This is a genomic window from Vibrio rarus, assembly GCF_024347075.1.
Lineage (GTDB): Bacteria > Pseudomonadota > Gammaproteobacteria > Enterobacterales > Vibrionaceae > Vibrio > Vibrio rarus.
Window position 1 is genome coordinate 1,412,120 of record NZ_AP024900.1, and the last position, 14,006, is coordinate 1,426,125.

11 protein-coding genes are annotated in these 14,006 nt (G+C 43.4%); 7 read left to right on the forward strand and 4 right to left on the reverse strand.

The window, feature by feature from the left end:
- Positions 1-13: 13 nt before the first annotated feature.
- Positions 14-967, reverse strand: coding sequence for a precorrin-2 dehydrogenase/sirohydrochlorin ferrochelatase family protein (locus OCU56_RS06640; RefSeq protein ID WP_261874728.1), 954 nt, complete (start codon positions 965-967; stop codon positions 14-16).
- 441 nt (positions 968-1,408) lie between these two features.
- Here OCU56_RS06640 and OCU56_RS06645 point away from each other — a divergent pair, with 441 nt between their 5' ends.
- The 6 genes from OCU56_RS06645 to OCU56_RS06670 all read left to right on the forward strand — a co-directional run bounded on the left by OCU56_RS06645 (position 1,409) and on the right by OCU56_RS06670 (position 6,880).
- Positions 1,409-2,437, forward strand: coding sequence for an amino acid ABC transporter substrate-binding protein (locus OCU56_RS06645; protein WP_261874729.1), 1,029 nt, complete (start codon positions 1,409-1,411; stop codon positions 2,435-2,437).
- A 76-nt stretch (positions 2,438-2,513) separates the two neighbouring features.
- Positions 2,514-3,716, forward strand: a complete 1,203-nt coding sequence (locus OCU56_RS06650; protein ID WP_261874730.1) for an amino acid ABC transporter permease — start codon at positions 2,514-2,516, stop codon at positions 3,714-3,716.
- 1 nt (position 3,717) lies between these two features.
- Positions 3,718-4,815, forward strand: a complete 1,098-nt coding sequence (locus OCU56_RS06655) for an amino acid ABC transporter permease (RefSeq protein ID WP_261874731.1) — start codon at positions 3,718-3,720, stop codon at positions 4,813-4,815.
- Between the two features lie 16 nt (positions 4,816-4,831).
- Positions 4,832-5,581, forward strand: a complete 750-nt coding sequence (locus OCU56_RS06660; RefSeq protein ID WP_261874732.1) for an amino acid ABC transporter ATP-binding protein — start codon at positions 4,832-4,834, stop codon at positions 5,579-5,581.
- A 210-nt stretch (positions 5,582-5,791) separates the two neighbouring features.
- Positions 5,792-6,454 carry a Bax inhibitor-1/YccA family protein gene (locus OCU56_RS06665; protein WP_261874733.1) on the forward strand — a complete coding sequence of 221 codons (663 nt, stop codon included), beginning with the start codon at positions 5,792-5,794 and terminating at the stop codon, positions 6,452-6,454.
- 96 nt (positions 6,455-6,550) lie between these two features.
- Positions 6,551-6,880, forward strand: coding sequence for a TusE/DsrC/DsvC family sulfur relay protein (locus OCU56_RS06670; RefSeq protein WP_261874734.1), 330 nt, complete (start codon positions 6,551-6,553; stop codon positions 6,878-6,880).
- Positions 6,881-6,901: 21 nt separating this feature from the next.
- Here the strand turns inward: OCU56_RS06670 and yccX are convergent, their stop codons facing one another.
- Positions 6,902-7,174 carry an acylphosphatase gene (gene yccX / locus OCU56_RS06675; protein ID WP_261874735.1) on the reverse strand — a complete coding sequence of 91 codons (273 nt, stop codon included), beginning with the start codon at positions 7,172-7,174 and terminating at the stop codon, positions 6,902-6,904.
- Between the two features lie 62 nt (positions 7,175-7,236).
- Positions 7,237-7,848 carry a DUF2796 domain-containing protein gene (locus OCU56_RS06680; protein ID WP_261874736.1) on the reverse strand — a complete coding sequence of 204 codons (612 nt, stop codon included), beginning with the start codon at positions 7,846-7,848 and terminating at the stop codon, positions 7,237-7,239.
- 291 nt (positions 7,849-8,139) lie between these two features.
- Here OCU56_RS06680 and OCU56_RS06685 point away from each other — a divergent pair, with 291 nt between their 5' ends.
- The gene (locus tag OCU56_RS06685; protein ID WP_261874737.1) at positions 8,140-9,327 is read left to right on the forward strand and encodes a class I SAM-dependent methyltransferase; all 1,188 of its coding nucleotides are present in this window, start codon (positions 8,140-8,142) and stop codon (positions 9,325-9,327) included.
- Positions 9,328-9,485: 158 nt separating this feature from the next.
- On the opposite strand, the gene OCU56_RS06690 is transcribed toward OCU56_RS06685, so the two are convergent.
- Positions 9,486-13,877: a cadherin domain-containing protein gene (locus tag OCU56_RS06690; protein WP_261874738.1), complete on the reverse strand. Its 4,392-nt coding sequence runs from the start codon at positions 13,875-13,877 to the stop codon at positions 9,486-9,488.
- Positions 13,878-14,006 lie beyond the last annotated feature (129 nt).

Here is a 14,006-nt window from a genome sequence, read left to right on the forward strand (position 1 = left end):
TACAATAGATAGCCTAGCTAGATTGCCTCGCGTAACGGAGGATCTTAATCTCACCACAACCTAATGACAACTCTGCTTGTAATGCTGGTGATAGTTCTGCGATTAACACCACCACTGCGCATTTGTTTTGCTGTTGTATGGCCAACTGGTGTTGCAGGTGCGGCACGCTTTTCCATGTATCTCGCTGTGCATCTCTACGACACCCTTCAATAAACACAGGCTCAACACCGTGCTCATAAAGAACACATTCTGCTGACTGCATGACACTTAGGGCTTTTAGAGTCAACATTTCAAAATCACGGCCTGTTTCAATCCAAGTCACTTGGTAGCTAGGATCAAACTGATTGCTTGCCACTATAGTGTTGTAACACGCTTGTAATTCAACGTTATCTTTCGCCCGCTTCACTTGCTGTGACTCAAAAAAATACTCCCAAAATAAACGTCGACGAGTCACATCGGGCAGCTTTGATTTAATGTCGTTGCGTTTAGATGCCGCAAAATCTGCAAGCAAACCTAAGTTTTGTGGCAAAACCGCTTCAAAAGTGCGCCTCAAATTGCGGATCAATACAGGTGAACCTCCTCCACTGGAAAAGGCCACTTGAATACGGCCGCGGCTGATCATCGAAGGAGTAATGAAATCACAATACTCAGTATCGTCCACCACATTAACCATAATCCCCGCTAATTTTGCATCTTTATGCACTCGATGATTCAATTCTGGATTATCTGTAGTCGCCCAGATCTGAATAAACTCATCAATTAAATGACTCTGATAAAAGCCTTTTATCCAACTGATTTGTTGCGTGTTATACAGCCCTACAAGAAATGGATCTAAAGTGGGTGACACTACCGAGACATGGGCACCTGCGTTAATGAGGCTTTCCACTTTTCTACTGGCAACATCGCCCCCTCCTACCACCAATACTGGCTTGTGATGAAGATCATAAAATAGAGGAAAATATCGCATACTGTTCCTTGTTTGTTAACGTAAAGATTCTCTCAGGGCTCACTATTTTGGTGCGTACATTTTGCATAAATAAATGACAATCAAACTAATCCTCTGTAATAATGAAAAAATTAGAACTTTAAACCAACGCCTTTAACGCTATCGAGATAAAAAACCAGTTTGATTGATGTTTTTAAGGGATTTATCCGATTCCCCAAAACCGCCCACTTTCGCACTATTTACAAATAGATAACATTTAGCCATCCTAGAGTGGTTAGGCAGAGTAAATCACAATTTGTAATTAATTGAGATACTTAGCAACCTCTACTACTTTGTATATGGGTGTTAGAAATATGCCCCAAATTGGTGATTCGTTCAATTGAATTCACTTTTGCAACAAAAACAAGGTAGCACTTGATAATGCCTCATCAATCATGGACTTTACAGAAAGGATACAAATAGATGGCGAATAAACTCACAATTCTAGCTTCAGTTGTCGCGGCTTCGACAGCGGTTATGGCCACTTCGGCGTCAGCTGCAGATAGTACGCTAGACAAAGTTTTAGCGGCAGGCTCTCTCACGTGTGGCGTGAGTACAGGCCTACCCGGCTTCTCTAACCCTAACTCCAAAGGCGAATGGGAAGGTATTGACGTAGAATACTGTCAAGCTCTCGCCGCTGCGGTATTGGGTGATAAATCCAAAGTTAAATATGTTCCTCTTACAGCAAAAGAGCGATTTACTGCATTGCAATCGGGTGAAATTGATGTTCTATCGCGAAACACGACTTGGACACAACACCGTGATACCGCTCTTGGTCTTAACTTTGTTGGCGTGAACTATTACGACGGCCAAGGTTTCATGGTGAAGAAAGAATTAGGCGTGGCAAGTGCTAAAGAGCTTGATGGTGCGGCTGTGTGTGTTCAGTCTGGTACGACGACCGAGCTTAACCTTGCTGACTACTTCCGCGCCAGTGGCATGGAGTACAAACCTGTGGTCTTTGATACAGCAGCACAAACATCAGCAGGATTTGACGCTGGACGATGCGACGTTCTAACCACAGACCAATCTGGCTTATACGCACTGCGTTTAAACCTGAAAGATCCTACCAAAGCTATCGTTCTACCAGAAATCATCTCTAAAGAGCCTCTAGGCCCTGTCGTTCGTCAAGGTGATGATAAATGGTTTAATGTGGCAAAATGGACACTCAATGCCATGATTAATGCCGAAGAGTACGGTATTACATCGAAAAATGCGGATGCGATGCTGAAGTCTTCGGATCCAAATGTAAAACGTATTTTAGGTGTTGACGGTCCAAAAGGCACTGCTCTAGGTCTTAAGGACGATTGGGGTTACCAAGTCATTAAGCAAGTGGGTAACTATGGTGAAAGCTTTGAGCGTACTGTAGGTACTGGCTCTCCTCTACAAATTAACCGTGGTGTTAATGCACTATGGAATGCGGGTGGCTTTATGTACGCGCCACCAATGCGCTAAGCCAATCCTGTTGTAGTAACCTAAGGGCGGCTTCGCCGCCTTTTTGTTTAAATGGATTTGATAAAAGGTTAGCAGTATGACGCCACCAAAAATAACGCCGAGCAATGACGCTTCGGCGGCAAAGAGTTCCAACCTTCTTTATAACCCCACATTCAGAGCAGTAGCGTTTCAAATTATCGCGGTACTTGCTCTTGTTTGGTTTTTTTACACCATAGTCAACAATGCGTTAAGTAACCTCGATGCACGTGGTATTGCCACAGGTTTTGATTTTCTATCAAAAGAAGCGGGATTTGGCATTGGCCTTCACCTTATCGAGTACGATGAAACCTTCAGTTATGGACGCACCTTTTTTGTAGGACTGATTAATACCGCCTTAGTGTCTATGCTAGGTATCTTTTTTGCGACGGTACTTGGTTTTATTATGGGTATTGCAAGGCTGTCTAGTAACTGGTTGGTCAGTCGCTTAGCTGCGGTGTATATTGAGATATTCCGTAACATCCCTCTCTTATTACAGATTTTCTTTTGGTATTTTGCCGTACTGCAAGCCCTGCCATCCCCACGACAAAGTTTGAGTCTTGGTGAAGCGGTGTTTTTGAATGTACGCGGACTGTTCTTCCCCGCTCCCGTATTTAATGACGGCAGTGGTCTAGTGCTCGCAGCCTTAGTCATCGCTCTTGTTGCCTCAATTTTTATTGCCATTTGGGCTAAAAACAAACAAAAACTCACCGGTCGACAGACGCCAGTGGGACGCATCTCTATGGCATTAATTTTAGTGCTCACTTTAGCTGCTTACTTTATTGCGGGTATGCCAATTAGCGCTGAATTCCCAGAATTAAAAGGCTTTAACTTTAAAGGGGGCATCAGCATCATACCTGAGCTTGCCGCCCTCACCCTTGCACTGAGTATTTACACAGCGGCCTTCATTGCAGAAATTGTCCGCTCTGGCATCAATGCGGTGAGTCATGGTCAAACCGAGGCGGCCATGTCCCTTGGTTTGCCACGCAGTCGTACACTGCGCCTAGTGGTTATCCCACAAGCACTACGGATTATTATCCCCCCCCTTACCAGCCAATATTTAAACCTAACCAAAAACTCATCCCTGGCGATGGCTATTGGTTACCCTGATCTCGTTTCAGTATTTGCCGGTACAACCTTAAACCAAACAGGACAAGCCATTGAGATTATTGCCATGACCATGGGAGTCTACTTAACCCTGAGTCTACTCACTTCGTTGATCATGAATATCTATAACAAGAAAGTGGCTTTGGTGGAGAGATAATATGAGCATACATCAGTTTCAACCGGATCTGCCGCCCCCATCAAACTCTGTAGGTGTTGTCGGTTGGATGAGAAAAAACCTTTTTAGTACCCCTTTAAATAGCATCGTTACCCTAATTTTAGGCTATCTTGCATTTGTACTTATCAGCCATATTTTTAGCTGGGCATTTATCAATGCCGACTGGATAGGCACAACCCGAGATGACTGCAGCAGTGCTGGGGCGTGTTGGGTGTTTATCAGTGTGCGCTGGGAGCAGTTCATGTATGGCTTTTACCCAGAAGCCGAACTGTGGCGACCTCGCCTATTTTATGCCACCTTAGCGCTGTTTATTGCGGCATTAATGTATGAAAAAACCCCTAAACGCACTTGGATTTGGCTGTTTTTTGTCAATATTTATCCATTTCTCATCGCCGCTTTACTTTACGGTGGAGTGTTTGGCCTAGAAGTGGTTGATACCCACAAATGGGGCGGATTATTAGTCACTCTTATTATCGCTTTAGTGGGCATTGTGGTTTCTTTACCTATTGGCGTTGCTCTGGCCTTAGGCCGTCGCTCTGAGATGCCCATCATTCGCAGTATGTGTACTGTGTATATTGAAGTTTGGCGTGGTGTACCACTTATTACCGTGCTATTTATGGCATCGGTCATGTTACCGCTGTTTCTTTCTGAAGGAATGGACACTGACAAACTGATTCGTGCACTGGTAGGTGTGGTACTATTTAGCGCCGCATACATGGCAGAAGTTGTGCGCGGTGGCCTGCAAGCGATCCCTAAGGGACAATATGAGGCGGCGGATGCGTTAGGGCTCACATATTGGAAGAAAATGCGTTTAATCATTCTTCCACAAGCCCTTAAAATTACCATCCCTTCAATTGTAAACACCTTTATTGGTTTATTTAAAGACACCAGTCTTGTACTCATCATTGGTATGTTCGATGTATTGGGTATTGGACAATCGGCTAACACCGACCCAGAATGGCTTGGCTTTGCCATTGAAAGTTATGTATTTGTCGCGTTAGTGTTTTGGGTGTTTTGTTTTGGTATGTCGAGATACTCGATATGGTTAGAAAACAAACTAAACACCGGCCACAAACGATAATTATCAAGGACGTATTATGACGCAACATCAAGATTACATGATCCAGTTGGAAGACATGAATAAGTGGTACGGTGAGTTTCACGTACTTAAAAACATCAACCTAAGTGTTAAAAAAGGCGAGAAAATCGTTATCTGTGGCCCTTCAGGCTCCGGTAAATCGACCATGATTCGCTGCATTAACCGCTTAGAAGAGCATCAAAGGGGGCATATTTTTGTTTCTGGAACGGAGCTAACCGAAGATCTGAAAAACATTGAAGCGGTACGCAGAGAAGTCGGCATGTGTTTTCAGCACTTTAATTTGTTCCCGCACCTCACCGTTTTAGAAAATTGCACCCTAGCCCCTATCTGGGTGAAAAAAATGCCTAAGGGGGAAGCAGAAGCTGTAGCGATGAAGTATCTAGAGCGGGTAAAAATCCCAGATCAAGCGGACAAATACCCAGGTCAGTTATCTGGCGGGCAGCAACAACGTGTGGCCATTGCTCGCTCTTTATGCATGAACCCGCAAGTAATGCTTTTTGACGAACCGACCTCAGCGTTGGATCCTGAGATGGTGCGTGAAGTTTTAGATGTTATGGTGGAACTGGCAGACGAAGGCATGACCATGCTGTGCGTGACGCACGAAATGGGGTTTGCCAAAGAGGTCGCCGATCGCGTTATCTTCATGGATGCCGGTGAGATTATTGAAGAAAACAATCCTGTTGATTTCTTTGAAAACCCACAGTCTGACCGAACCCAAAACTTTTTATCACAAATATTGCACCATTAATGTCCATCGTGGAATATTTCAAGGGTGGCAGATAGGGCCACCCTTTTTCACGTAAAAGTCACTAGCTGTTACTGGTTGTTACACTTTCCAGTTCACACCGTAGTACTATTTGCTTAATATCAATGTGGCTTAGGCGAACGCTATACTTGAAAAATGGAACTTTTCGCCATATATCTATACTAATTAATTAAAAGGTCTTTGAGGAACATTATGAACAGTCCAATGGTATCACGCACTCGCTCACAAGATAGTGTGTTACAAACCAATAAGGTTCTGCGTAACACCTACTTCTTATTATCACTAACATTGCTTTGGTCTGCCGTGGTTGCCGGCATCTCTATGGCGATGAACCTGCCCCGTCCTGGGCTTATTCTTATGCTTGTTGGCTTTTACGGACTGCTCTTCTTAACCGAAAAGAACCGTAACAACAGCATGGGCTTAGTATTTACCTTCCTATTTACTGGATTCCTTGGTTACACCACCGGCCCTATCCTAAATATGTATATTGGTGCTGGCATGGGTGACACTATAGTGACAGCCCTTGGCGGTACGGCGCTGGCGTTTATGGGAGCATCGGCTTATGCCTTGACCACTAAACGTGATCTTTCTTTCCTTGGCGGCGTACTAATGGCTGGCTTTGTGGTTCTGCTGATTGGAATGGTAGCCAACATATTCCTACAAATGCCAATCATCCACTTGGCTATGAGTGGTATGTTTGTGTTGTTCTCCACAGGTGCCATCTTGTTGACAACACAACAAATTATCCGTGGTGGTGAAACAAACTACATCTCGGCAACCATTACTCTATACGTGTCAATTTATAACCTATTCATTAGCCTATTAAGCATTCTAGGTATCATGAATAACGATTAATTTTCATTAATCTGCTGTTTGTTAAGCCCGCACTGGTTGCGGGCTTTTTGTTTTTTAATGATAATTAAATCAATGTATCGAAAACAGGAACTCCCTATGTTTACATTTAATGGAAAAAACATAGAAACAGACGCCCAAGGCTACTTACTGAACCATCAGGATTGGGAAGAAGGTATGATCCCCCTGCTAGCAAAAGCCGAAGGGATTGAACTCACAGAGGCGCACCTTGAAGTGATTCACTTTGTGCGTCACTTTTATTTGGAATTTAATACTTCTCCCGCAGTGCGCATGCTGGTTAAAGCCATAGAAAAAGCCCACGGACCGGAAAAAGGCAACAGTAAGTATCTCTTTAAGCTATTTAAACAAGGACCGGCTAAGCAAGCCACAAAACTTGCGGGCTTACCCAAACCTGCTAAGTGCTTATAAAAATGCCGAGTCATTAACAAGCTATAAAATTTTAAAATCAGAGTAGTGTCTAAATGCCGTCTCAATTTTCACCACATCGGCAACGGTGGACGTTTTAGGCCCTACTTTCAGCCACTCATCCAGCGCTTCGATAGCTTGCCTTTCCCCACACGCCATTACCTCTACTCGACCGTCATTAAGATTTTTTGCATACCCCGTCAAACCAAACTTTAACCCTTGATGAGCTGTATGATAGCGGAACCCCACCATTTGAACTCGCCCACTGACGACAAATTTTTGACAAACTGAAGACATAGCGTCTGCTCCTATAGAATGAATTTATTGATGCATAAGTGACATACATCTCATCAAGTCGCTTACGTTAAATGAATCACGGCATGCTGGGCATCAAGAGACAGGGCCGACTGAGCTTGACTGGTAATGTAGTTGACAGTGATGATTTTAGTATTGGAAAAGTAGTCAAACCAATGAACCGCTATGTGTTGTAGTTTTTGCGGCGCTTGACAAGTAAAGTGATATTGAATGTCAAAGTTATTGTGGGTGCTATGATCGGCAAATGGATTATGGATGGCACTTTTGGGTTGCGTTGTATTTTCCGTAGGTGGCAAGTTTTTAAAGGTTTGCACCTTCTGGGTTAATAGTTTGCATTGTGCTTGCGACTCCATTGAGACAATGGCATTCGCCTGCTTCAATATTCCCATGGCATTGGCCATAGTCTTAGCGTCAGTCTCTGTTGTTACATCGTGCTCAAACCCCACTACATCCATTCCAGGGGCGACAATATCGATTAATACATCGTTATCGTCTTGGGCAACATCAAATAACACATAACCATGTACATGTGCCCCATGCTGTCGAAAGCCTTCGCCAAAGCACAGCGTTGAAATCATTAAGCTAATAATCAAACAAATGATGCGTTTTTTGAACATAACATAGCCATTTAAATAGGAAAAATAGTAGGTGTTCATAAAATATGACGTTGCAAAACTGTCACACCCCTTCCCTTATTGAGTTACTTAGAGCGCAATAAAAAGAAGATCACTGATACCTAAGTGGTTGTCTAAAATGATATAAATCAGATACAACGCGGACAGCGTCGCCCATTTCGCGCGCCCCCCATTGCCCAATTATTTTGTAGTTTATTTCATCTTTATTGCAAAAGAAACCAGACAACTTATTTTACAGTGATGGGTATTATTTGCTTTTGCGCAGTGCTTCCACGACAATGTGACCACATTTCTTTTGAGACATACATTTCTATGAGCGCATCCATCAAACTTGCTAAAGGCCGAGATAAATCTGTTCGCCGACGTCACCCTTGGATTTTTTCGAGAGGCATTGAAACCGTCACAGGCGAACCACAACTGGGTGATACTGTAGATGTTTATGCGCACAACGGACAATGGCTCGCTAAAGCGGCGTACTCACCACACTCACAAATTCGTGCACGTGTATGGACCTTTACTAAACAAAACATAGACAGTGCCTTTTTTGTACAGCGCATTCAGCAAGCGCAACTGTTAAGAGAAGAGTGTATCCGTGACGGCGAACTGACCGGTTACCGCCTTATTGCGGCAGAATCTGATTCTATGCCAGGCGTTACTATTGATAAATACCAAAATTATTTAGTCTGCCAGTTATTAAGTGCCGGTGCAGAAAAGCAAAAAGACAACATAGTACAAGCCCTTGTAGAGTGCTTCCCAGACTGTTCTATCTATGAGCGTTCTGATGTTGCTGTGCGCAAGAAAGAAGGTTTAGAAGAGCGCGTAGGATTGCTACACGGTGATGAGCCAACAGCTCCTATCGTTATTGAAGAAAATGGCGTTAAAATTCAAGTTGATATTAAAACAGGCCATAAAACTGGTTTCTACTTAGATCAGCGTGACAGTCGCCAACATTCCATGAAATACGTTAAAGGTAAGCAAGTATTAAACTGCTTCTCTTACACGGGAGGGTTTGGCCTTTATGCATTAAAAGCCGGCGCAGAACGGGTGATTAATGTTGATGTATCACAGCCTGCTCTAGATATTGCAAAACAAAATGCGCAACTCAATGGTTTTAACATTAAAAAAGCGGTCTTTCTTAATGCGGATGTGTTTAAGATTTTGCGTGAGTATCGCGATCAAGGCACCCAGTTTGATGTAGTGATCATGGACCCACCTAAAATGGTCAGCTCAAAAAACAATCTCACCAGTGGCGCTCGCGGCTATAAAGATCTCAACATGCTTGCGATACAAATTTTAAAACCGGGTGGCACACTTCTTACCTATTCTTGCTCCGGTTTGATGGAAGCCAGTTTATTCCAAAAAATCATCGCTGATGCAGCATTAGATGCCGGCCGTGAGGTGAAGTTTATCGAGTCATTTACTCAATCAAGAGATCACTTATTCGATACCGCCTATCCAGAAGGGCTATATCTAAAAGGCTTTGCCGCTAAAGTTCTTTAATGCAACTTTGGGTGAGTGTTAGCCTTTTTTTGTAAAATCGGGGCGAACCATCATCTGTACTGTCTGTAAGCAATGAATCATTGAAAGGTTGCGGCTCTTTATATGCTCAACAATAAAGAGCCACAAGCCTTTTAATATTACCCGCCACTATCAAGCCACTATTCTGTTTTTATTACTAATAGATCCAGAATATCTGAAGCATCAAAGTTGCCATTATCGCCAATAAGATCACCAAACTGTTCTCTAGAGTCTTGAATGACGATGGTTTGAGTTCCACCATTATGACCAATGTCTAAGGTGATATCCTCCCCAACAACGTTAACCTCTATTTTTTCCAACAAGGCATCAATATTATCGCTCTGCGTCGGTTCTAAAATATCTGCAAGAATAATGGCGTCAGTATCTATAGTGAAATCGGTTATAAAATCAACGCCATCATCTAAAGTATCACCACTCCACACAAAATTATCTTGCCCTGCTGTCCCTACCAATATGTCTTCACCCAGTCCAGCTAATATTTCATTACTCGCCTCTTCATCAACAGCAAATTGCAACATTTGTGGTGCATCTATAATGGTGACATCCACTTCATCCTGGGACGGTTTAGGTGAACCGATACTCGCATCAACAAGCAGCAAGGTAAATTCTTCATCAGACTCTTGCTCGTTATCCAAATGAGCTAACACTTCCAAAGACAACAAACCATCATCAGAGTTACCTCTTCCCACAACTAACTCATCTCCTGAAATGTTGCGTATCGTCACCTCAATATTCCCTTCGGCATTAATTTGCGAGCTAGCTTCATACCCATTTGAAGTGGTTAAGTTAATAGAGAATTCACTGGCCTCTAACCCTGCGCTAAAGCCAATTAGAGCAAAAGTAAAGATTAACTGAGCATCAGCGGCAAGACGAACCGTTCCACCTTCAAGGAGCTTTATGGCAATGGAACCACTGAGATTCCCTTCCACAACAGAGAGGCCATTTTTGGGCGTCAATCCCCAAGCTGCATCGTTTTCTTCAGGCTCTTGTGCTGCCACAATTTCCAAAGGTAATACGATGATTTTACTGGCAAAATCACTATTACTGCTTTCTGTTGCGGTAGCGGATACTTCCACATTGTAGCTGCCGACTTCAGGTACATTCGCTTGTAAACTGGACCAATCAAAGTGACTAATATCTGCCACCTCGTCATCGCCAACGACAATGCTATTGCCCTGTGCATCTTTAACAACCGTCCCCTGAGGAAGTCCGCTGATCAAAACACTCAGCTCTTCACTGCCATCGATATCGTTCAAACTGGCACTTAAATCCCATAAATCGACAAAGGTATCAACCTCACCCCCCATATCGTCATTATCGACAACAAGATTTGGCATATCGGCTACGGCGGCAATATCAATGGTCATAGATTTGCTAGTACTTTCTTTATCACCGTCTGAAATGGCAAATTGAAACTGTGCATAATCGGATTTCTGATCGCCAACACCGTTATTAGAAAAGTCATCATCTCCTGATTCATTTTCCGCCGGCATAAACCGAAAATCACCATTGTCTATATGTGCTCTCATTATTTGGTCACCCACACCGATATCGATCCAGTCACCTTCCACATTCAGTTGCAATACACCATTAAGTGGCAGTGATTTAATCACAACGGACAAATCAGATAGTGCATTATCAATATCTTGACCATTAAAATCAGACCAATTAAATATAACGCCAACATCCTCGGTACAACTAACAGCACCACTTTGCGCCGTAGGGGCATCGTTCACATTAGTCAAAGCAATATTAACGGTGGCGCTGTCTTGCCCGCCATTACCATCAATGACTTTAATAGTTAACGAGTAATCCCCTAACTGTGCATCGTCTATATCTTGATTGAGGGTAATTTCACCCGTATCAGGGTTGATATCAAAATAGCCTTGCGTGGTGGTGCCATCATCAAAGCTATAGGTTAACGTATCATCATCCGCATCAAAGGCGCTAACAATGCCAACAGTATCACCTTGCTCGCTGCCCTCTGGCGCATTGAAATTGTAGACATCGCTATTAGGAGCATCTCCTTCCAGATCCTCTCCTGAGATAAATTCAGGGGCATCGTTCACATTAGTTAAAGCAATATTAACAGTGGCGCTGTCTTGCCCGCCGTTGCCATCAATGACCTTAACGGTTAAGGAGTAATCCCCTAATTGTGCATCGTCTATATCTTGATTGAGGGTAATTTCACCCGTATCAGGGTTGATATCAAAATAGCCTTGCGTGGTGGTGCCATCATCAAAGCTATAGGTTAACGTATCATCATCCGCATCAAAGGCGCTGACAATGCCAACAGAAGACCCTTGCACGCTGCCCTCTGGCGCATTGAAATTGTAAACATCATTATTAGGAGCATCTCCTTCCAGATCCTCTCCTGAGATAAATTCAGGGGCATCGTTCACATTAGTCAAAGCAATATTAACGGTGGCGCTATCTACACCACCATTGCCATCAATGACCTTAACGGCTAAGGAGTAATCCCCTAATTGTGCATCGTCTATATCTTGATTGAGGGTAATTTCACCCGTATCTGGGTTGATATCAAAATAGCCTTGCGTGGTAGTGCCATCATCAAAGCTATAGGTTAACGTATCATCGTCCGCATCAAAGGCGCTGACAATGCCAACAGTATCACCTTGCTCGCTGCCCTCTGGGGCATTGAAATTGTAGACATCGCTATTTGGAGCATCTCCTTCCAGATCCTCTCCTGAGATAAATTCAGGGGCATCGTTCACATTAGTCAAAGCAATATTAACGGTGGCGCTGTCTTGCCCGCCATTGCCATCAATGACCTTAACAGTTAACGAGTAATCCCCTAACTGTGCATCATCTATATCTTGATTAAGAGTAATTTCACCCGTATCTGGGTTGATATCAAAATAGCCTTGCGTGGTGGTGCCATCATCAAAGCTATAGGTTAACGTATCGTCGTCCGCATCAAAGGCCCTAACAATGCCAACAGTATCACCTTGCTCGCTGCCCTCTGGGGCATTGAAGTTATAGACATCACTGTTAGGAGCATCTCCTTCCAGATCCTCTCCTGAGATAAATTCAGGGGCATCGTTCACATTAGTCAAAGCAATATTAACGGTGGCGCTATCTACACCACCATTGCCATCAATGACCTTAACAGTTAACGAGTAATCCCCTAATTGTGCATCGTCTATATCTTGATTAAGAGTGATTTCACCCGTATCTGGGTTGATATCAAAATAGCCTTGCGTGGTGGTGCCATCATCAAAGCTATAGGTTAACGTATCGTCGTCCGCATCAAAGGCGCTAACAATGCCAACAGTATCACCTTGCTCGCTGCCCTCTGGGGCATTGAAGTTATAGACATCGCTATTAGGAGCATCTCCTTCCAGATCCTCTCCTGAGATAAATTCAGGGGCATCGTTCACATTAGTTAAAGCAATATTAACGGTGGAGCTGTCTTGTCCGCCATTGCCATCAATGACCTTAACAGTTAACGAGTAATCCCCTAACTGTGCATCGTCTATATCTTGATTGAGGGTAATTTCCCCCGTATCAGGATTGATATCAAAATAGCCTTGCGTGGTCGTGCCATCATCAAAGCTATAGGTTAACGTATCGTCGTCCGCATCAAAGGCGCTAACAATGCCAACAGAAGACCCTTGCTCGCTGCCCTCTGGGGCATTGAAGTTATAGACATCACTGTTAGGAGCATCTCCTTCCAGATCCTCTCCTGAGATAAATTCAGGTATGCCATTAGGCATATCCTCTGCTGGTGTCACCACAGGATCAATCAATGCTGACTCACCGTCTTGTTGACCGTCATTTGGAGTCAGACGAAAAGGAGGTAACTCATAACCGCTATTCACTCTATCCGCACCAAGCTCTGTTAATACTACGCTGCCATCACCTTCTATTTTGTAGTATTGCTCATCCGATAAAACAACAGTGACGTTGTCACCATCCGCATCCCTTGTGGAAAATTGAGCAACAACATCATCTTCGGAGACATCATCACCTTCAGCGAAATTATTGACCAAAAACACATCTATAGTAGGCGGAGTATTTTGCACAGAGTCTAAGATAGCCACCGATTGAATGACTAGCTCTTCAATTGCACTGTTTTGTTCAACGGTCAATTGATCTGAGAAAATGCCTTCTGTCTGAAAATCCGTACTGGCTATCGTTTGAGCGCCGTCTCGAATCACCGCACCTGTCGTGGTTAAACTTGAACCATCATCGTCTATTTCATCATCTTGCAGATTAGCTCGATCATCACTAGTTTCATTTGAATCAATCACTTGCTGAACTAAAGAACCACTATTAACAGACTGAATTCCATTTTGCTGAACAATGGAAACCCTCAGTTCACTGACAATATCTTCAGGGATAGTTAATGGCTTATCGCCAACAGATATAATCACATCCCCCTCTAAGGGAGTGTAACCTTGTGGAGCAATTTTAAGTTTGCCTTGTGCATCCACAATCAACCAGGCTGAACCTGCTACTAAATTTTGAGCAAACGAGATACTCTCCATGTGTTCTCCTCACTAGCTTATTGCCTAGTTTGTGTTCTACCAACTCCATCTGTTTAAATTTTACTCTAGTTTTAATGCAACAGCATGGTAATATCTCATTAACCTCTGAATTATTTTTATACGTTTTTC

Coding starts and splice junctions, on each gene's coding strand:
- OCU56_RS06665 (WP_261874733.1), top strand. CDS start 5,792: ATGAACAGTCCAATGGTATCACGCACTCGCTCACAAGATAGTGTGTTA.
- OCU56_RS06680 (WP_261874736.1), bottom strand. CDS start 7,848: ATGAACACCTACTATTTTTCCTATTTAAATGGCTATGTTATGTTCAAA.
- OCU56_RS06650 (WP_261874730.1), top strand. CDS start 2,514: ATGACGCCACCAAAAATAACGCCGAGCAATGACGCTTCGGCGGCAAAG.
- OCU56_RS06690 (WP_261874738.1), bottom strand. CDS start 13,877: ATGGAGAGTATCTCGTTTGCTCAAAATTTAGTAGCAGGTTCAGCCTGG.
- yccX (WP_261874735.1), bottom strand. CDS start 7,174: ATGTCTTCAGTTTGTCAAAAATTTGTCGTCAGTGGGCGAGTTCAAATG.
- OCU56_RS06685 (WP_261874737.1), top strand. CDS start 8,140: ATGAGCGCATCCATCAAACTTGCTAAAGGCCGAGATAAATCTGTTCGC.
- OCU56_RS06655 (WP_261874731.1), top strand. CDS start 3,718: ATGAGCATACATCAGTTTCAACCGGATCTGCCGCCCCCATCAAACTCT.
- OCU56_RS06645 (WP_261874729.1), top strand. CDS start 1,409: ATGGCGAATAAACTCACAATTCTAGCTTCAGTTGTCGCGGCTTCGACA.
- OCU56_RS06670 (WP_261874734.1), top strand. CDS start 6,551: ATGTTTACATTTAATGGAAAAAACATAGAAACAGACGCCCAAGGCTAC.
- OCU56_RS06640 (WP_261874728.1), bottom strand. CDS start 967: ATGCGATATTTTCCTCTATTTTATGATCTTCATCACAAGCCAGTATTG.
- OCU56_RS06660 (WP_261874732.1), top strand. CDS start 4,832: ATGACGCAACATCAAGATTACATGATCCAGTTGGAAGACATGAATAAG.